The 19,115-nt window shown below is 72.3% G+C and carries 17 protein-coding genes; 7 read left to right on the top strand and 10 right to left on the bottom strand.

Annotated features, from left to right (window positions below):
* Positions 1–65: 65 nt before the first annotated feature.
* Both ALMP_RS15670 and ALMP_RS15665 read right to left on the bottom strand, forming a co-directional pair.
* Positions 66–890, bottom strand: a complete 825-nt coding sequence (locus ALMP_RS15670; protein ID WP_264928359.1) for an ABC transporter permease — start codon at positions 888–890, stop codon at positions 66–68.
* Complete coding sequence (locus ALMP_RS15665; protein WP_264928358.1) at positions 887–1,843, bottom strand: ATP-binding cassette domain-containing protein; 957 nt, start codon at positions 1,841–1,843, stop codon at positions 887–889. Before ALMP_RS15665 ends, ALMP_RS15670 begins: the two co-directional genes overlap by 4 nt.
* A gap of 94 nt (positions 1,844–1,937) precedes the next feature.
* Between ALMP_RS15665 and ALMP_RS15660 the strand changes: the two genes are divergently transcribed.
* Positions 1,938–2,699, top strand: a complete 762-nt coding sequence (locus tag ALMP_RS15660; protein ID WP_264928356.1) for a TetR/AcrR family transcriptional regulator — start codon at positions 1,938–1,940, stop codon at positions 2,697–2,699.
* Positions 2,700–3,137: 438 nt separating this feature from the next.
* Here ALMP_RS15660 and ALMP_RS15655 read toward each other — a convergent pair whose 3' ends face one another.
* Positions 3,138–4,136, bottom strand: coding sequence for a WD40 repeat domain-containing protein (locus ALMP_RS15655; protein WP_264928354.1), 999 nt, complete (start codon positions 4,134–4,136; stop codon positions 3,138–3,140).
* An 89-nt stretch (positions 4,137–4,225) separates the two neighbouring features.
* On the opposite strand from ALMP_RS15655, the gene ALMP_RS15650 reads away from it, so the two are divergent.
* On the top strand, positions 4,226–4,903 hold the full coding sequence (locus ALMP_RS15650; RefSeq protein ID WP_264928352.1) for an SGNH/GDSL hydrolase family protein: 678 nt from the start codon (positions 4,226–4,228) through the stop codon (positions 4,901–4,903).
* Here the strand turns inward: ALMP_RS15650 and ALMP_RS15645 are convergent.
* Positions 4,888–5,649 (bottom strand): aminoglycoside adenylyltransferase family protein, encoded by a 762-nt coding sequence (locus ALMP_RS15645; RefSeq protein ID WP_264928350.1) that lies wholly within the window; start codon positions 5,647–5,649, stop codon positions 4,888–4,890. The genes ALMP_RS15650 and ALMP_RS15645 overlap by 16 nt on opposite strands.
* Before the next feature lie 103 nt (positions 5,650–5,752).
* Between ALMP_RS15645 and ALMP_RS15640 the strand changes: the two genes are divergently transcribed.
* Positions 5,753–6,742, top strand: a complete 990-nt coding sequence (locus ALMP_RS15640) for an aldo/keto reductase (RefSeq protein WP_264928348.1) — start codon at positions 5,753–5,755, stop codon at positions 6,740–6,742.
* A 139-nt stretch (positions 6,743–6,881) separates the two neighbouring features.
* Here the strand turns inward: ALMP_RS15640 and thpR are convergent, their stop codons facing one another.
* Positions 6,882–7,454, bottom strand: coding sequence for an RNA 2',3'-cyclic phosphodiesterase (thpR, locus tag ALMP_RS15635; protein ID WP_264928346.1), 573 nt, complete (start codon positions 7,452–7,454; stop codon positions 6,882–6,884).
* A 51-nt stretch (positions 7,455–7,505) separates the two neighbouring features.
* On the opposite strand from thpR, the gene ALMP_RS15630 reads away from it, so the two are divergent.
* Entirely contained in the window at positions 7,506–8,027 is a 522-nt protein-coding gene (locus ALMP_RS15630; protein ID WP_264928344.1) for a GNAT family N-acetyltransferase, read from the top strand.
* A gap of 61 nt (positions 8,028–8,088) precedes the next feature.
* Here ALMP_RS15630 and ALMP_RS15625 read toward each other — a convergent pair whose 3' ends face one another.
* Both ALMP_RS15625 and ALMP_RS15620 read right to left on the bottom strand, forming a co-directional pair.
* On the bottom strand, positions 8,089–9,459 hold the full coding sequence (locus ALMP_RS15625; RefSeq protein WP_264928342.1) for an MFS transporter: 1,371 nt from the start codon (positions 9,457–9,459) through the stop codon (positions 8,089–8,091).
* A 25-nt stretch (positions 9,460–9,484) separates the two neighbouring features.
* Positions 9,485–9,922 carry a MarR family winged helix-turn-helix transcriptional regulator gene (locus ALMP_RS15620; RefSeq protein WP_264928340.1) on the bottom strand — a complete coding sequence of 146 codons (438 nt, stop codon included), beginning with the start codon at positions 9,920–9,922 and terminating at the stop codon, positions 9,485–9,487.
* A gap of 162 nt (positions 9,923–10,084) precedes the next feature.
* On the opposite strand from ALMP_RS15620, the gene ALMP_RS15615 reads away from it, so the two are divergent.
* Positions 10,085–10,267, top strand: coding sequence for a BrnA antitoxin family protein (locus tag ALMP_RS15615; protein ID WP_264928339.1), 183 nt, complete (start codon positions 10,085–10,087; stop codon positions 10,265–10,267).
* Between the two features lie 44 nt (positions 10,268–10,311).
* On the opposite strand, the gene ALMP_RS15610 is transcribed toward ALMP_RS15615, so the two are convergent.
* A complete protein-coding gene (locus ALMP_RS15610) occupies positions 10,312–11,763 on the bottom strand; it encodes an NCS2 family permease (RefSeq protein WP_264928338.1) in 1,452 nt (483 codons plus the stop codon).
* A 114-nt stretch (positions 11,764–11,877) separates the two neighbouring features.
* On the opposite strand from ALMP_RS15610, the gene ALMP_RS15605 reads away from it, so the two are divergent.
* Entirely contained in the window at positions 11,878–12,162 is a 285-nt protein-coding gene (locus ALMP_RS15605; protein WP_264928337.1) for a DUF2530 domain-containing protein, read from the top strand.
* A 131-nt stretch (positions 12,163–12,293) separates the two neighbouring features.
* A complete protein-coding gene (locus ALMP_RS15600; protein ID WP_264928335.1) occupies positions 12,294–14,666 on the top strand; it encodes a cation-translocating P-type ATPase in 2,373 nt (790 codons plus the stop codon).
* Between the two features lie 115 nt (positions 14,667–14,781).
* Here ALMP_RS15600 and ALMP_RS15595 read toward each other — a convergent pair whose 3' ends face one another.
* Entirely contained in the window at positions 14,782–15,705 is a 924-nt protein-coding gene (locus ALMP_RS15595; protein ID WP_264928333.1) for a hypothetical protein, read from the bottom strand.
* A 241-nt stretch (positions 15,706–15,946) separates the two neighbouring features.
* Positions 15,947–19,066 carry a sacsin N-terminal ATP-binding-like domain-containing protein gene (locus tag ALMP_RS15590; RefSeq protein ID WP_264928331.1) on the bottom strand — a complete coding sequence of 1,040 codons (3,120 nt, stop codon included), beginning with the start codon at positions 19,064–19,066 and terminating at the stop codon, positions 15,947–15,949.
* Positions 19,067–19,115 lie beyond the last annotated feature (49 nt).

Here is a 19,115-nt window from a genome sequence, read left to right as displayed (position 1 = left end):
ACGTCAAGAAGGGGGACGAAGCCGGCGACACCGTGGGGTGCCGCCGGCCCCGGGACGTCAGGACGTCACCGGCTCAGCTTCTGGAACCTGCGTACCGCCAGCGGCAGGAAGACCAGCGTCAGCAGCACCGGCCACACCCCCGCCATCAGCAGCGCGTGCTGCTCGATCCAGGAGTCGCCGTCGCCGACGTGTGTGCCGAACAGCTCGCGGGTGGCGGCGGCCGTTGAGGAGATGGGGTTCCAGGCGGCGACGAAGCCCAGCCAGTCCGGCATGAGCTGAGGCGCCACGAAGATGCTGGAGATCATCGTCAGCGGGAAGGCCACGGCGAACAGGCCGCCCGCCGCCTCCGGGTTGGGCACCAGCAGGCCCAGCCACACCCCGATCCAGATCAGCGCGAACCGCAGCCACAGCAGCAGACCGAAGGCGGCGACGAAGCCCCAGCCCCCGTCCGGACGCCAGCCCATGGCCAGAGCGGTCAGCATCATGATCGCCAACTCGGCGCAGGCCACGAGGAGATCGGTCAACCCGCGTCCGGCGACCACCGCCGAGGAGGCCATCGGCATGGAACGGAACCGGTCGATGACGCCCCTTGTGGCGTCGTAGACCACCAGGGTCGCCGTGTTGATGAAACCGAACGCCATGGTCATCACGAACATGCCCGGCATCAGGAAGTCCTTGTAGTTCCCGCCGCCGGGCACCCGCATCGCGCTGCCGAAGACATAGCCGTAGAGGAGGACGGAGAGGATCGGGAAGCCCAGCTGCCAGGCGATGTTCACGGGCTGGCGCTGGTAGTGGGTCAGGCCGCGGCGGACGATGTTCCAGCAGTCGGCGAGCAGCCAGTGGGCGCGGCCGCGCGGGGCCCGTGTGGTCAGGTCGACGGTGCTGGTCATGCCGCTTTCTCCGTCCGGTGTCCGGTGAGGCGCAGGAACACGTCGTCGAGGCTCGGCCTGCGCAGTCCGATGTCCTCGACGGAGACGCCCTCGTCCTGGAGGGTGCGGGCGACCTCCGTCAGCGCGGCCACCCGGTCGGTCACGGGGGCGTGCACCCGCGACTCGCTCTCGTCCGCCTCCGGTTCGCCGTCCGCGACCCGGGCGACGACCTTCACGACCTGCGGTATGTCGGTCTTCTCGGTGACCACGACCTCGATCCGGTCGCCGCCGACGCGGTTCTTCAGGCCGTCCGGGGTGTCGTCGGCGATGGCCCGCCCCTGGTCGATGACGGTGATCCGGGAGGCCAGCCGGTCGGCCTCCTCCAGGTACTGCGTGGTCAGCAGGACGGTGGTGCCGCTCGCCACCAGCGCCCGTACGGACTCCCAGACCTCGCCCCGGCTGCGGGGGTCGAGTCCCGTCGTCGGCTCGTCGAGGAAGAGGACCGCCGGGGCGAGGATCATCGAGGCGGCGAGGTCCAGGCGGCGCCGCATGCCGCCGCTGTACTTGCCGACGCCCTTGTCGGCGGCGTCGGTCAGGTCGAACTGCTCCAGCAGTTCGGTGGCGCGCAGCTTGGCCCGCTTGCCGCCGAGGTGGAAGAGGCGCCCGAACATCTCCAGGTTCTGCCGGCCGGTGAGCACCTCGTCCACGGCCGCGTACTGCCCGGTGAGCCCGATGCGGGCGCGGACCTCGCGCGGCTGCCGGGTCACGTCGAGGCCGGCCACGCTCGCCCGGCCGCCGTCCAGCCGGATCAGTGTGGACAGGATGCGCACGGCGGTGGTCTTGCCGGCGCCGTTCGGTCCGAGCAGGCCGTGCACGGTGCCCTCGCGGACGGCGAGGTCGAAGCCGTCGAGGGCGTGTTTCTCGCCGTAGCGCTTCTGAAGTCCCTCGGCGCGCACGGCGTATCCGTCGGCCATGAGTCCCCCTTTCCGTGACCGATCAATTGAGTACACCGTACCCGATTACGCGTACGGTGTACCCGGTTTTTCGGCGCGGAACTAAACTGCCCACATGACGAGCGGTACGGAGACCAGCGGCAGCGGTGACATCGCGCGCACCATGGAGTTGCTGTGGGACACCGGCAAACGGCCCAGCCGGGGGCCCAAGCCGGGGCTGACGCTGGAGCGGATCGTGGAGACGGCCGTCGAGGTCGCCGACCGGGAGGGGCTCGAGGCGGTCTCGATGCGCCGGATCGCCACCGAGCTGGGGACCGGGGCGATGTCGCTGTACCGCTATGTCCCCGGCAAGGGCGAACTGCTCGATCTGATGCTCGACCGGGTCCAGTGCCCCTCCGAGGACCCCGACGACTCCGGCGACGGCGGCTGGCGCTCCGCCCTGACGGCCATGGCGTACAGCACCCTCGCGGTCTACCGCCGCCACCCGTGGCTGCTGGGCGTCAACCAGAGCCGCCCCGTGCTCGGCCCGAGCGCGGTGGAGAGCATGGAGAAGGTGTTCAGCCGCATCAGGCCGATGGGCCTGTCCGACCCGGAGCTGCTGTCGGCGATCCTCCTCGTCGACAACTACGTCATCGGGGCCGTGCGGTCGCAGGTGTACCTGGAGGAGGCGGAGCGGAAGTCGGGGATGACGGACGCCCAGTTCTGGGGGGAGCAGGCGCCCATGCTGGAGAAGATCATGAACTCCGGCCGGTACCCGATCATGGCCGCGCTCGCCGAGAACACCTTCGCCCTCGACTTCGACCACTTCGGGTTCGGGCTCCAGCGGATCCTGGACGGACTGGAGGTCCTGGTCACCGAGCGGAACGAGAGGCGGTAGTCCCCGCAACGGCCCAAGCGGGGCCCGCCTCGGCAGTCCCCGCGACAGCCGGGGGCCTGAAGCGGTAGGCCCCGCGACGGCCGGACGAAGCAGCAGGCCCCCGGACCGGCTGGCCCTCGGCGACCACAGCGAGGCTGGGAGTCGGGGCCAGAGGCGGCAGTCCCCGCGACAGCCGGGCGAGGCCAAAAGCGGCAGTCCCCGCGACAGCCGGGCGGCCGCACCCACCGGGCCATCGGCCGGACGAGGCCAGAAACGGCAGCCCCCGCGACGGCCGGGCGGCCGGACCCGCCGGCCGGGCGGGGCGAGACCCGGCGAACCCGGCCCGCCGGCGCGGACCCGGCGAACCCGGCCCCCGGCGCGGACCCGGTGGGCCCACTCAGCGGCGCCCCAGCAAACGGCGGAACCACTCAGCGGCGACCCAGCAGTCGGCGGAACCGCTCAGCGGCGCCGCAGCAGGCGGCGGAAGCCGAAGAGCGCGGCGCAGGCGACGGCCAGGGCGAGGGCGCCGGTCTGCACGTTCCCGCTCACGCCCGTGCCGTCGCCGCCGCCGTCGCCGGAGGACGCCGAACCGCCGCCGCCCGTCGGGGACTTCGCGGCGGGCTCCCCGGGCGCGTCCTCGGCCTGCACCTCGCTGCCGACCCCCTCGGTGCCGTACATCAGCTTCGAGCCGTCGGGCGAGTACGTCACGGACTCGCCCTGCCGCTGCAACGGCACGTCGAGCCGCTCCAGCCGCTTGGGCGTGCCGTCGTTCCAGTCGTAGAGGATGCCGCCGAAGTAGCCGCGCACGGCGAGGCGGTCGCCGTCCGGAGAGAGGGCGGCGTCGGTGGCCCACAGGTCGATGGGGGCGACGGGCCGGAAGACGTTCGTACCGGAGGCGGAGAGGGTGGCCGGGCCCGCGTACAGGTGCCCGCCGTCCTCCTGCTTGTCGATGATGTAGACGCGCCCGGTCCTGGGGTGCACCACGAGCGACTCGGCGTCGCGGGAGCCGTCGGAGTACTTCACGACGTACTGGGTGGCGCGGACCGTCCGGTCCTTGAGCGTCTTCGGCTCGGGCAGCCGGTACACCCACACGTAGGGCCACTGCACGCCGTCGTTGTCGCCGATGTCCCCGACGTAGAGCTGGTTGTCCGGGCCGATGGCGACGGCCTCGACGTCGCGTGGGGTGCCCACGCCGGTCAGGGTGATCGTGGCGACGGTCCGGCCGGTGGCGCTGTCGACGGCGTAGAGGAAGGCGCCGGTGTCCTGGTCGTTGTGCGTCCAGTAGACGCCGGGGTGCTGCCGGGAGGCGGCGAGCCCGCTGGACTCGGTGATGCGGGGGTCCTCGATCGTGAAACTCTTGTCGCCGTCGGCCGCGAAGGCGGCGGGCACGGCGGACGCGCCCACGAGGAGGGCCCCGGCGAGCAGGGCTCCGGCACGGCTGGCGAACGGTCGACGCATGCACCCAAGCCTGCCATCCCGCCCGGCATTTCAGGGCTGGTGGCAGGTCTCACACCCCACGCGTCCCACGGATCCCTCATGATGAGCGGATGCTCAGGATCATGCCCGTCGGCGACTCGATGACGATCGGCAGCGCGGGCCGGCACACATGGCGTTACCGGATCTGGCGCCACCTGTGCGCGACGTACGACGGCCCGTTCACCCTCGTCGGCCCCCGCGAGACGCTGTACGACGAGACGACGGACGCGCCCACGTCGTACGCGTACGCCGAACCCGACTTCCCCCGCCACCACCTGGCCGGCTGGGGCGAGGGCTGGCTGCACATGGCTCCGCTGATCGGCGGGGCGGTGCGCGCGCACCGGGCGGACGTCCTGCTGGTCTCCCTCGGCCTGATCGACCTCGGTTTCTACACGAACGCGGAGCAGACCGCCCAGAACGCGCGGGCCTTCGTCGCGGGGGCGCGGGAGGCGCGGCCGGGCGTGCGGATGGTGCTGCTCCCCGTGATCCCGAACATCCGGGCCGCGTCGGACGAGGCGTTCGCCGCGCAGGTCACCCGCTTCAACGAGCTCCTGGCGAAGACGGCCGCCGACCTCGACGAGCCGGCCTCCCCCCTGCTGCTGGCCTCGGTCCCGGAGTCGTACGACATCCACACCGACACCTACGACGGCACCCACCCCAACGCGGCCGGTGAGCACAAGCTGGCGGCGGCGTTCGCGGGGGCCATGCACCAGGCGTGGGGGCTCGGCGGGCCCTACAAGGCGCCCTGAGCCTCGACGACGGCCCGCACGAGGAAGTCTGCCGCCGGGCGCACCCGGTCCGCCAGGTCCTCCCAGCCCTCCTCCGCCTGACCCAGGTAGACGGCCCGCGCCCGCTCCAGCACCGGCCGGTGGCGGGCGGGCGTCCGGGCGAGCGCCCAGTCGGCGGCGGCGTCCTTGGACCGGATGGTGCCGGTGGCGAGGGTGGTCCAGACGCGGGCCAGCGTGAGCAGCACGTTGCGGGTGTCCCCGGCCAGCTCGCCCATCAGCTCGGGCACCCCGGCGGTGATCCCGCGCACCAGGTCGTCGTACGGCACCGGGTCGAGCAGCTCGGCGGGCGGCGGGCCGTACAGGGGTGTGTCGCCGAGCAGGGTCATGGTGAGCAGCGGGGCGAGATCGGGACTCGGCGCGGGGGCGGGCACGACGCCGCGTTCGAAGTCGGCGCGCAGCCAGTCGCCGTAGAGGAAGTCGCAGGTGGGCGGGTACCGCCAGGGCCGGACATCGGACTGGACGACGACGGTCAGCTCGACGGGCCGGTGGCCGTCGCGGCCGGAGACCGCGAGCAGCCCGGCCAGCAGCTCCCGCCGCTGCCGGGGCGTCAGCGACCGCCGGGCGACGGCCAGCAGGTCCAGGTCGCTGTGCGGGCGCAGCCCGCCGAGGACGGCCGAGCCGTGCAGCTGGACGCCGAGGAGGTCGTCGTCGCCGAGGACGCGGCGGACGAGGGCGACGAGGTGGTCGGTGCCGGGGCCTGCTGCCATCCGTGTGTCCTCCGCGTTCCGGGCCGTGCGGTGCCGGGTCCCGCCACCACCGTCCCTCAACTCCCTTGCGTAGAGCGCACTCTAGGTCGTTGGCTTGGTGGTCATGAAGTACACGCAGCTCGGACGCACCGGACTCAAGGTCAGCCGACTGGTCCTCGGGACCATGAACTTCGGCCCGCAGACAGACGAAGCCGACAGCCACGCGATCATGGACGCGGCGCTGGACGCGGGCATCAACTTCTTCGACACCGCGAATGTGTACGGGTGGGGCGAGAACAAGGGCCGCACCGAGACGATCATCGGCAACTGGTTCGCCAAGGGCGGCGAGCGGCGCGACAAGGTCGTCCTCGCCACCAAGGTGTACGCGAACATGGCGGCGACCGACGAGGCCTGGCCCAACCACGACAAGCTGTCCGCCGTGAACATCCGGCGGGCGGTCGACGCCTCGCTCAAGCGGCTGCGGACCGACTACATCGACGTCTACCAGTTCCACCACATCGACCGGCTCACGCCCTTCGAGGAGATCTGGCAGGCGATCGACGTCCTCGTCCAGCAGGGCAAGATCCTCTACGCCGGTTCCTCGAACTTCCCCGGCTACAAGATCGCCCAGGCCAACGAGGTCGCGGCCAGGCGCGGCTCGTTCGGCCTGGTCAGCGAGCAGTGCCTGTACAACCTGGCCGAGCGGCGCGCCGAGATGGAGGTCATCCCGGCGGCGCAGGACTACGGGCTCGGCGTGATCCCCTGGTCGCCGCTGCACGGCGGGCTGCTGGGCGGGGTCCTCAAGAAGGAGGCCGAGGGCGGGCGCCGTGGCTCCGGCCGGTCCGCCGAGGCCCTCGCCGACCCGACCCGCCGCGCCCAGGTGCAGGCGTACGAGGACCTGCTCGACAAGCACGGCGTGGAGCCCGGCGAGGCCGCGCTGGCCTGGCTGCTCACCCGGCCCGGCGTGACCGGCCCGATCGTCGGACCGCGCACGGCCGAGCAGCTCGGCTCCGCGCTGCGGGCGGTCGAGCTGGAGCTGGGCGAGGAGCTGCTGGCCGGGCTCGACGAGGTCTTCCCGGGTCCGGGGCCCTCCCCGGAGGCCTTCGCCTGGTAGGGAGAGCCCGGCCCGTACGGCGGCCGGCGGCGGCGCGCGGCTACTTTCCGAGCGCCGCCGCCACCGCCACCACGACGAACATCAGCACTAGCACACCGGCCATGATCCGGTTCCGGGTCTTCGGGTCCACGCTTCGAGCCTAACCGGCCCCGCCGAGCGGCCAACGGCCGACCGGCTCGTAGCGCGGCTGCTCGCCCGGTACGCCCGAGCGGGGCAGGTTGCTGCGGACCAGTACGAGTTCGGTCACCGTCCAGGTCCGGCTCTCGAAGGCGTGCAGGGCCTCGACGTAGGGCCGGACGTCCACGGCGTCCCGGCTGCGGGCCAGGGTCAGGTGGGCCTTGTAGCGGCGGTGCTCCCCCATGTCCAGGCCCGCCTTCCGGGCCGCCGCCTCGCTGCGGTCGGCCAGCAGCCGCAGCGCCGCCAGGTCACCGGCCGCCCCCGCCCACAGCGCCCGTCCGTGCCCGAACTGTCCCCCGCCGCGCAGCGCCAGCTCGAAGGGCGCGCCGCGCCGCGCGACCCGCTCCAGCCGCGCCGACAGCTCCGGTACGACGTCGTCGTCGACCTCCCCGTAGAAGGCGAGGGTGAAGTGCCACCCGGGGCGGCCGGTCCAGCGCAGTCCCTCCGCGCCCGGGAGCTTCCTCAACTCGGCGACCTCGGCGGCGAGTTCACTGGCGACGCGGTCCGGGGGCAGCACGGCTGCGAAAAGTCTCATGCCCTCGATTCTCCCGAGTGGCGCGGCCGTTCGCCCTGCATGATGGGCGGCATGGAGATCACCATAAGAGAAGCCGGCCCCGACGACGTCCCGATGATACTCGGCATGCTCGACAGCTGTGTGGAGTGGCTGGTCTCGCAGGGACGCCCCGGGCAGTGGGGGACGCAGCCCCTGTCCCGGCACGCGAGGACGGTGGAGTCGGTCGTCCGGTACATGGAGGAGGGCAGCGCGTACATCGCGGACGCCGACGGCGTGCCGGCCGCCACCCTCACCCTCACCGACGCGCCCGGCCCCTACCTGTCCCACCTGCCGCCGCCCGGCGAGCCCGAGCGGTACATCCACTGGCTCGCCTCCGACCGCCGCTTCAAGGGCCACGGCGTGGGCAGTGCCCTGCTCGACCACGCCGCCGAGGTGACCCGGCGGGCGGGCGTGGGCCTGCTGCGGGTGGACTGCTACGCGGGCGACGACGGCAAGCTGGTCGCCTACTACCAGGCCAACGGCTTCGTCCCGACGCAGAGGTACACCTCCGGCGAGAACGACTGGCCGGGTCAGGTGCTGGCGCGCAGGGTGTGACCGGCGGCTCCGCGTATCGCTGTACTGCGCGGCTGGCCCGCGCGTCTGACGCCCTCGCCGGTCACGCCACGGCCGCCAGCTCCTCTTTCCGTTCCCTCGGGACGAAGCGGAGTGTCGGGTGGCCGTGGTGCCAGCCCAGTGACAGGCGCAGGCCTCCCGTGCGGGCGAGGAGCAGGCCGATGGTGGCGGCGGCCGCGGCGGAGATGACGCCGCCCGCCGCGAGGCCCGCGCGCACGCCGTACGCGTCGGTGATCCAGCCCGCGATCGGGGCGCCCACCGGGGAGCCGCCGAGGAAGACCATCATGTACAGGGACATGACGCGGCCGCGCATGGCCGGGTCGGTGTTCAGCTGGATGCCGGTGTTGGCGGTGACGTTGACCGTCATGCCGAACATCCCGATCGGGACCATGAGCAGCGCGAACAGCCAGAGCGTGGGCGCGACGGCCGCGACCAGCTCGATCGCGCCGAAGGCGACCGCCGCGGCGATCAGCACCCGCATCCGGGCCGTGCCGCGCCGGGCGGCGAGCAGGGCGCCGGCCACGGAGCCGACCGCCATCAGCGTGTTGAACAGGCTGTAGGAGCCGGCACCGGCGTGGAAGACGTCGTCGGCGAAGGCGGAGAGGTAGACCGGGAAGTTGAAGCCGAAGGTGCCGACGAAGCCGACCAGGACGATCGGCCAGATCAGCTCCGGCCGCCCGGCGACATGGCGCAGCCCCTCCCGCAGCTGGCCCTTGCCGCGCGGGGCGCGCTCGACGACGTACAGCTCGCGGGCGCGCATCAGCAGCAGGCCGACGATGGGCGCGACGAAGGACAGGCCGTTGGCGAGGAACGCCCAGCCGGTGCCCACGCCGGTGATCATCAGACCGGCGACGGCGGGGCCGACCAGGCGGGCGGACTGGAAGTTCGCGGAGTTGAGGCTGACCGCGTTCTGCAGCTGGTCGGGGCCGACCATCTCGGAGACGAAGGACTGGCGGGCCGGGTTGTCGACGACGGTCGCGAGGCCGACGGCGAAGGCGGCGACGTAGACGTGCCAGACCTGGACGTGGCCGCTCAGCGTGAGGACGGCGAGGGCGATGCCGGTGACGGCCATCGAGGACTGGGTGACCAGCAGCGCGCGGCGCTTGGGCAGGCGGTCGACGAGGACGCCGCCGTAGAGGCCGAACAGCAGCATCGGCAGGAACTGGAGGGCCGTCGTGACGCCGACGGCGGTGGCGGAGCCGGTGAGGCTGAGCACCAGCCAGTCCTGGGCGATGCGCTGCATCCAGGTGCCGATGTTGGAGACGACCTGGCCGGCGAAGAACAGGCGGTAGTTCCTGACCTTCAGGGAGCTGAACATCGAGGACGTGCGGGTGACGCCTTCGGCAGGCGTCCGTGCGGGGGAGTCGTGGGTGGTCGGTGCGGGGGCGGAATCTGCTCCGGTTCCCGAACTCAAAGGGGTTCGCCTCCTCGCGAGGTGCTTACAGGTGTGCGAGCTTCTCCAGCACGGGGGCGGCGGCGCGCAGTTTGGCCCACTCGTCCTCGTCGAGGCCCTCGACCAGGGTGGCCAGGAACGCGTTCCGCTTGCGGCGGCTCTCCTCGAGCATGGTCTCGGCCTGCTCGGTCTTGGTGACGACCTTCTGGCGCCGGTCCTCCGGATGCGGCTCCAGCCGGACCAGGCCCTTGGCCTCCAGCAGCGCGACGATGCGGGTCATCGACGGCGGCTGCACATGCTCCTTGCGGGCGAGCTCGCCCGGGGTGGCGCTTCCGCAGAGGGAGAGGGTGCCGAGCACCGACATCTCGGTGGGGCTCAGCGACTCGTCGACCCGCTGGTGCTTGAGCCGACGGGACAACCGCATCACGGCGGATCGCAGTGCGTTCACGGCGGCAGCGTCGTCGCCATGGGTAAGGTCCAGCATCTCTTTAGCGTAACTCATTACTCTGACTAAGGACCACCGAGGGGGCGCCCCGCGTCCGTGACGCCCACCACTGACCCCCTGACAACCCCATGTCACTCATCCGGGTGATGGACACACAGAACGTCACCCGCCGCCCCGAACCGTGCCGCGACCCTCGTACCCATGGGGACCAGCGTGCTCAGCCTGCGCATAGACCACGAGCTGCTCGAACGGCTCCGGCAGCATGCCGCGAAAAGAGGAATGAGCGTCCAGGACTACGTCGTCCGGACGCTCATTCGTGATGACTTCGACGAGCGGTTCCAGACCGCCGTCGACGAGACGGAGAAGTTCTACGGGCTCACCTGAGGCATCCCGCAGGGTGCCTCAGGTGGGACAACCCCGCGCGGACCTCACGTGAGGCCGAGGGCCGGCATCAGGTAGTAGAAGGCGAACACGGCGGAGACCACGTACATCGGGGCCGGGACGTCCCGGCCGCGTCCGGCCGCCAGCCGCAGCACCACGAAGGTGATGAAGCCCATGCCGATGCCGTTGGTGATCGAGTAGGTGAACGGCATCATCACCATCGTCACGAACGCCGGCACGGCGATGGTGTGGTCGGCCCAGTCGATCTCCTTGACCGAGTTGGCCAGGATCAGGAAGCCGACCGCGAGCAGGGCCGGCGTGGCCGCCTGGGACGGGACCATCGTGGCGACGGGCGTCAGGAACAGGGCGACGGTGAACAGACCGCCGGTGACCAGGTTCGCGAAGCCGGTGCGGGCGCCCTCCCCGACGCCGGCCGTGGACTCCACGAAGGCGGTGGTGGCGGAGGAGGAGCTGGCGCCACCGGCGGCGACGGCGAGACCGTCGACGAAGAGCACCTTGTTGATGCCGGGCATCTGTCCCTGCGCGTCGGTCAGCCTGGCCTCGTCGCTGACACCCATGATCGTGCCCATCGCGTCGAAGAAGCACGACAGCAGGACCGTGAAGACGAACAGCACGCCGGTCAGCACGCCGACCTTGTCGAACCCGCCGAAGAGGCTGACCTCGCCGAGCAGCCCGAAGTCGGGCGTCGCGACGGGGTTGCCCGGCCACTCGGGCGTGGTCAGGCCCCAGCTCGGCACCTTCACGACCGCCTCGACGATCACCGCCAGCACGGTCATGGCGACGATCGAGATCAGGATCGCGCCGGGCACCTTGCGCACGATCAGCGCGAGGGTGAGCAGCGCGCCCAGGACGAAGACCAGCACCGGCCAGCCGGTGAGGTGACCGTCGCCGCCCAGCTGGAGCGGGACGGTGGTGTGGGCGGCGTCCGGGATCCGGCTGACGAAGCCGGAGTCGACGAGGCCGATCAGCATGATGAACAGGCCGATGCCGATGGAGATTGCCTTGCGCAGCCCGAAGGGCACCGCGTTCATGACCCGCTCGCGCAGACCGGTCGCCACCAGCAGCATGACGACGAAGCCCGCCAGCACCACCATGCCCATGGCGTCCGCCCAGGCCATGCGCGGCGCGAGCTGGAGCGCGACGACCGAGTTCACGCCGAGGCCGGCGGCCAGCGCGATCGGCACGTTGCCGATGACGCCCATGAGGAGCGTGGTGAACGCGGCGCTCACACAGGTGGCGGTGACCAGCTGCCCGTTGTCCAGCTGATGCCCGTACATGTCCTTCGCGCTGCCGAGGATGATCGGGTTCAGCACGATGATGTACGCCATCGCGAAGAAGGTGGCGAAGCCGCCCCGGACCTCCCGGGCGAGGGTGCTGCCTCGCTCGGAGATCTTGAAAAAGCGGTCGAGGGCGCCGTACGCGGGCGCACTGCCCGGCTCCTGGGGCGCGGGGGCCTTGGCGGTGGCCGAGGTGGGCATTGGCGATTCCTACGAACAGAAGTGGTCAAAGACAAAACGGTTTCAGTATGAACACATAAATGTACGGGACTCCATCTCCGCGCGTAGACCCGTCCGCCTCGTAGGCTGTCCTCCATGGCCAAGTGGACCCCCAAGCACGAGGCGCCCGAGCCCCTGGAGGGCCCCGTGGTCGCCACCATCACCGGCGGCACGGCCGTCTGGTTCGCCCTCTTCCTCGTCCAGCTCCCCTTCTACGGCTGGTTCGACGACCACGGGCATCTGTGGTGGCTGTGGACCTGCCTCGCGGGCGGCGGTCTCGGCTTCATCGGCATCTGGTACGTCCGCAGGCGGGACGCGGCGATCAAGCGGGCCGCGCACTCCGAGGCCACGGACACCGAAGAGGCGGGCGCACCCCAGTGAGCGCCGGCGCCCCCCGGTAGGCGCACCCCGGCAGGGGCGCGTAGTACCGCCGCACGACGGCCGTCCTTCCCAGGTCGGATCTTCCGGGCTTCCGGGGGTGAACCCCCCGATCCGCACGTACCGTCGATTCCATGACCCATACCGACGCCGCCGCCCCCGCCTCGGCCCTCACCGCGACCGGTCTCACCGCCGCCGAGGTCGAGGAACGCGTCGCGCGCGGTCAGGTCAACGACGTTCCGGTGCGCAGCAGCCGCTCCGTCGGCGAGATCGTCCGGGCGAACGTCTTCACCCGGTTCAACGCGATCATCGGCGTCCTCTGGCTGATCATGCTGGTGGTCGCGCCCATCCAGGACAGTCTGTTCGGCTTCGTGATCCTCGCCAACACCGGCATCGGCATCGTGCAGGAGTGGCGGGCGAAGAAGACCCTCGACTCCCTCGCGGTGATCGGCGAGGCCCGGCCGACCGTGCGGCGCGACGGCGTGGCCCTGGAGGTCAGCACCTCCGCCCTCGTCCTCGACGACCTCATCGAGATCGGACCCGGGGACAAGATCGTCGTCGACGGGATGTGCATCGAGGCGGACGGGCTGGAGATCGACGAGTCGCTGCTCACCGGCGAGGCCGACCCCGTCGTCAAACGCCCCGGTGACCAGGTCATGTCCGGCAGCTTCGTCGTCGCGGGCGGCGGCGCCTTCCGGGCCACCAAGGTCGGCCGCGAGGCCTACGCCGCCCAGCTCGCCGAGGAGGCCTCCCGCTTCACCCTCGTCCACTCCGAGCTGCGCTCCGGCATCTCCACGATCCTCAAGTACGTGACGTGGATGATGATCCCGGCCGCGATCGGCCTGGTCGTCACCCAGCTGTTCGTCAAGGACAACGACCTCAGGGACTCCGTCGCCCGTACCGTCGGCGGGATCGTCCCGATGGTGCCCGAGGGCCTCGTCCTGCTCACCTCGGTCGCCTTCGCCATCGGCGTCATCCGCCTCGGCCGCAAGCAGTGCCTGGTCCAGGAACTCCCCGCCATCGAGGGGCTCGCCCGCGTCGACACCGTCTGCCTGGACAAGACCGGCACCCTCACCGAGGGCGGCATGGACGTCACCGAGGTCCGCTCCCTCAACGGCGCCGACCCGGGCTACATACGCCAGGTGCTCGGGGCGCTCGGCGAGTCCGACCCGCGCCCCAACGCCTCCCTCCAGGCGATCATCGACGCCTACCCGGACGCCGAGGACTGGCGCTGCACCGAGTCCCTGCCCTTCTCCTCCGCCCGCAAGTACAGCGGCGCCACCTTCAGCGAGGGCAACGGCGAGACCAGCACCTGGCTGCTGGGCGCCCCCGACGTCCTGCTGTCCGACGACGACCCCGCCCTCACCGACACCGAGCGGCTCAACGAGCAGGGCCTGCGGGTGCTGCTGCTCACCCGGGCCGCGCGCGACCTCGACGACCCCGAGGTCGCCCGTGGCGCGCAGGCCACCGCCCTCGTCGTGCTGGAGCAGCGGCTGCGCCCGGACGCCGCCGACACCCTGCGCTACTTCGCCGACCAGAACGTCCACGCCAAGGTCATCTCCGGCGACAACGCGGTGTCGGTGGGGGCGGTGGCCGCCAAGCTCGGCCTGGACGCCCGTACGGTCGACGCGCGGCGGCTGCCCGCCGACCGGGACGGCATGGGCGCGGCCCTCGACGACGCCACGGTGTTCGGGCGGGTCACCCCGCAGCAGAAGCGGGACATGGTGGGCGCCCTCCAGTCGCGCGGGCACACGGTCGCGATGACCGGCGACGGCGTCAACGACGTGCTCGCGCTGAAGGACGCGGACATCGGCGTCGCCATGGGATCCGGCTCCGAGGCGACCCGGGCCGTCGCGCAGATCGTCCTGCTGAACAACAGCTTCGCGACCCTGCCGTCGGTGGTGGCGGAGGGCCGGCGGGTCATCGGCAACATCACCCGGGTGGCGACCCTCTTCCTCGTGAAGACGGTCTACTCGGTGCTGCTGGCGCTGCTGGTGGTGTGCTGGCAGGTCGAGTACCCGTTCCTGCCGAGGCACCTGACGCTGCTGTCCACCCTCACCATCGGCGTCCCGGCCTTCTTCCTCGCCCTCGCCCCCAACACGGAACGGGCCCGTCCCCACTTCGTACGCCGTGTCATGCGGTACTCGATCCCGGGCGGGGTGCTGGCCGGCGCGGCGACCTTCGTGACGTACCTGGTCGCGCGGCACCACTACACCGGTCCGGGCGCCCTGGACGCCGAGACCAGCGCGGCGACGCTGACCCTCTTCCTGATCTCCATGTGGGTCCTGGCGATCATCGCCCGCCCGTACACCTGGTGGCGGGTCGCCCTGGTCGCCGCGATGGGCGCGGGGTTCCTGGTGGTGCTGGTGGTGCCGTGGTTGCAGGAGTTCTTCGCGCTGAAGCTGGTCGGGGTGACGATGCCGTGGACGGCGGTGGGCATCGCGGTGGCGGCGTCGGCCACGCTGGAGCTGGTGTGGAGGTGGGTCGACCGCCGCTTCCCCGTCTAGCGGGAAAGCCAGGGAGACCGGGAAGACCGGGAAGACCCGGTAGACCGGGAAGACGCGGAAAGGGCCCGCGCCCCGCTGGTTGCGGGGCCGGGCCCTGTCACGTGGATCAGTGGGTTCAGCGCACGTCGACGTAGTCGCCCGCGGCGACGGACGCCGTGGCGGCGTTGGTGCCGGCGAAGCTGTAGCGGTAGTAGCCGTCCACCGTCGCCGTGACGGTGGTGGACAGGCCGCCCGTGGAGGTGGTCTTGACGAACTTGATGCCGGAGTAGGCGGTGGTGCCGGCCCGGCGGATCTGGGCCTGGGCGTACACGCCCGCGTAGCCGGTGTACGTGCCGGTGTCCCAGTTGGCGATGGTCAGGCGGCCGGTGACGCTGAGGTTGGCGCCCTTCTTCACCGGCTCCGGGGAGGCGTTGACCGTCAGCTTGGTCAGGCGCTGGAGCCGGGCGGTGGTCAGGTTGTCCTGCTCGGTGTAACCGACCTTGCTCCAGTCGATGTCCTCGAACTCGACGTCGGCCTGGTCGTTGTAGTCCGCGATCCAGCCCGCGGCCTTCCAGGTGGTGGCGTCGGCGTTGGAGAGCTCCTCGGCCGCGTAGATGTCGACGGTGCCCTTGCAGTTGGACACGGTCGCGGAGGCGGCGACGCAGCTCGGCCAGTCGTCGCCGAGCAGCAGGTTGGTCGGGTCCGCGAGCGTGCCGCGGTAGATGAAGACGTCCACGTCGGTGTCGGCGGCGTTGAGGTTGACGTCCGCGGAGTGCGTCACGGTGAAGGTCACCGGGACGGAGACGACGCCGGTGGTGCCGGCGACGATCGGCTTGCCGTTGTTGACCTTCACGGCGGAGAAGGTGGCGTTCAGGGCGTAGGGCTCGCCGTCCTCGGCGGTCTCGCCGGTGAACGCGGTCTTGCCGGAAGCGGCCTGGTGCAGGGCCTTGAAGGCGTCCGCCTTGCTGGGCGTGTTGTCGGTGGCCTGGGCAGCCGGGACGGCGAAGGCGGAGAGGGCCAGGGCGCCGGTGACGGCGGCCACGGTGGCACGAATACGCATGAGTGTCCCAAGAGGAAGGGGGCTCTCCGGGCGGATATCACCGGTGAGCCCACGGTGTCGACGAGCCTTGTCGGCTCGCATGATCAGATCCCCGACTCAGGGAAAAGGTTGTACGGCGGATGAGACTCGCCGTGCCGCCACACGGTTGCACGTCCGGCGAAGAAATCGCGAGGCAATTTCGCAGCAACCGTGGGCGGCCCGTGAAGATCGCTCAGGAGTCCCGGCGGCCCGTCGACGCTCCTCAGTCGAACCAGCGGTCCCGGGCCAACTCCTGGGTGCGGGAGGGGTCTTCCAGCAGGGCGGCCACCTCGAAGCGGCGCGGCCACTGGCCGGCCGCCCAGGCGAGGCCGGCGGCGACGCCCTCCAGGGTCGCGGCGTGCAGGACACCGTCGTCGGTCAGCCGCCAGTCGATCTCCACCCCGTCCACGACGAGTTCCTCGTGCTCGACGTACGAGGAGGGGGTGCGGGGGCCCAGCAGCACCCGTACCGACTCCGGTACGTCGTGCTCGGTGCCCTGCGAGTCGACCTCCCCGGTCACCGACTCGCTCAGCCGCCGCACCTGGAACAGCTCGGCCAGCTCGGCGGCCCGCGACGGCCGCACCGGCAGCAGCGGGACGCCCTCGGTGAAGGGCAGCAGGTCGGGCGAGTCGACGACGACGGCGTCGGCCGCGTCCACGACCTCCACCCGCCCGTCGACGACGGCCCGCAGCTCCTCCGGCAGGGTCACCTGCTCGGGGTCCAGCTCGGCCAACGCGCCGTACAGGCCGTGCAGTTGCGCGGCGGTCACCGTACGCTCCGGGTCGGCGAGGCGGTCCAGCAGCTCGGCGGCGCCGCCGGGCTCGTCGAGCAGCGCGGCCACGGACGTCCGTACCCCGAGGGCCCGCAGCACCTGCTCGTCGTCGAAGCCGGTGGCGTCGGCCTGGTCGTACAGGCCGTGCAGCAGCGGGTCGCCGCCGGCGGCGAGGAGACCGGCCGGGCGGCGGCCGTCGAGCACGGGGTGCCCGCGCAGCCACCACGCGGTGTAGGGCCGTACGACCTCGTGGGTGCCGTCGGGCAGCAGGATGCGCACCGGCTGGGTGAGGGCGTCGCGCAGCGGGGGCCGGGCGAGCAGGGCGAGCGCCTGCGGCCAGTGCTCGTCGTCGACGAGGTCGAGGTCGCGGACCGCGACGAGTTCGGTGGCGACGGGCGGGACGGGCGAGTCGGGGAAGCGGTCGAGGATGTCCTCGCACCACACGTCGACGGCGTCGAGCAGCCCCGGGTCGTCGGGCTCGGCGTAGTCGCCCTCGCGGGGTTCCAGTTCGTCCGGGTCGAGGACGACGTCGGTGGCGCGCACCAGCGCGAAGTCCGCGAGGACACCGCAGGCGGCGAGCGGCTGTTCGCCCCACCTGGCGGCCAGCTCGGCGTCCACGGCGGCGAGCTCGCCCTCCCGGATGACGCGCGCGAAGGGGCTGCCGGGGAGGACGAGTTCACCGGCGGGGGCGGGTTCGCCGTCCTCGTCGGGCAGGGCCAGGGCGCCCAGCCAGGGCTCGTCGCCGGGCTCCAGGCCCGCGTCGCGGACGAGCGCGAGGACGGTGTCGGCGAGTTCCTCGGCGTCGGGGGTGTCCTCGTCCCAGGCGCCGCCGTCGTCGTCCAGGGACGCGGCGACGGCCGCCCGCACCTGCGGCGTGGTCAGCACGGCGCGCGGGGTCGCGGGCAGCGCGCCGAGCTTCTCCAGGAGCTGGTGCGCGGCGTCCGGGTGGGCGACCTTCAGGCCGAGCCGGGCGAGGACGTCCGCGTCGACGCGGGCCGCCTCCGGGGTGGGCAGCAGCACCTGCCGGGGGCCGATCGTCGTCCGTCCGTCCGCGAGGGGCACGGGCAGGCCGGTCAGCCGGTCGGGGTCGACGCCGGCGAGGCTGTCGTAGAGGCGGTGCCACCACTCGGGCTGCTTCTCCAGCCCGGCCAGCCGGTCGATGACGTCGGCGAGCGGGATCCGGGTCACGCCGAGGGTGCGCAGCTCGACCCGGCGTTCCAGCCCGGCGGGCAGCAGCGTCGGCAGCACCTCCGCGAGCACCCGTACGGTGTCGGCGCCGGCGCCCTCGACGACCTCGGCGTCGCGCGGGCGCAGCGCTTCGGGCAGGTCCTCCTCGGGTGCGGGCTCGGCGGCCGGCGGCAGGAAGGCCGTGCGCGGCAGTCGTTCCAGGATCGCCTGGCGCAGGGCGCCGTCCAGCTCGCCCTTGCCCAGCGGGCCCGGCACGAGGTCGATGATCCCGGCGTCCACCGGCCGCCAGCCGGCGAGCAGCCCGGCGTACGCGTCGGCGGCGCGCTGCACCAGGAAGTCGGTCAGCGGGCCGGGCGCGGCGTGCCGGCGGGTGGTGTCCAGCGGGAAGGAGGCGATGAGCAGGGCGGGCACACCGAGCGGCTCGTCGCTGGGGGTGGGCGCGTGCACGACGGGGCTGGTGCGGGGCCGTGCGGGGCTGCCATCCTCGTCGACCGGGACGGCCCAGGTGACCGACCAGTACGGCCGCAGGCGTTCCTCCACCGGCCGGTCGGCGAGCAGGTCGGCGGTGAGGGGCCCGTTCGCGGCGGCGATCCGCCACCGGGTGGTGCCGTCCCGGGAGTCCTCCACGACGGTGAGGTCGCCGTCGGCGGCCCGGCGCACGGTGCGCGGCGCCTGGTCGTGGATCTCGACCACGACCTCCTCCAGGCCCGGCAGGGCGAGCAGCAGGGCGTCGTCGACGGCGGTCAGCAGCCGCTCGGCGAGGTCGGCGGCGGCCGGGTCGCGCAGCGGCAGGATGACGGCCGTGTCGTACGGGTCGGGGGCGGTGCCCTCGGCGGCGAACGGCAGCCGCAGCAGCGGCACGTGCCCGTCGCGGCGGCGGATCTCGTCGCCGAGGCCGGGGCTGTGCCGTGCGGTCTCGGCGGCCAGCACCCGGGCCTCCGCCAGCGACCAGCGCACCCCGCCGTGCCGGCCGACCACGGCGGGCTCGTCGGTGACGGCGAGGACGGCGGCGAACCCGACGCCGAACCGGCCGACCGCCGCCTGGTGCGTGTCGCGCTTCGCGGACGCCCGGAGGGTCGCGAGCGACTCGACCCCGGTCGCGTCCAGCGGGGCACCGGTGTTCGCGGCGACGAGGACGCCCTCCCGGAGGGTGAGCCGCAGCCGCCCCGGCACTCCGGCGCGGGCGGCCGCGTCGGCGGCGTTCTGCGCGAGCTCGACGACGAGGCGGTCCCGGTAGCCGCCGAGGACGAGATCCTCCTCGGCGTTGGCGTCCTCCCGGAACCGGGCGGGACTGGTCGCCCAGGCGTCCAGCACCCCCCGGCGCAGACGGGCCGTACCGAAGGGGTCCGCGCCCTCGGGCGCGGGCCGCACGAACTTGCTCACGTCGGTTTCCCTCTTCCTCGTCGGCGTGAGGAGAAGGTATCGCGCGGGG

Origin of the sequence: Streptomyces sp. A012304, assembly GCF_026008495.1 — a bacterium.
Classification (GTDB): domain Bacteria; phylum Actinomycetota; class Actinomycetes; order Streptomycetales; family Streptomycetaceae; genus Streptomyces.
The sequence above is the reverse complement of the archived record's forward strand: the minus strand, read 5'-3'. Positions and strand labels throughout refer to the sequence as shown.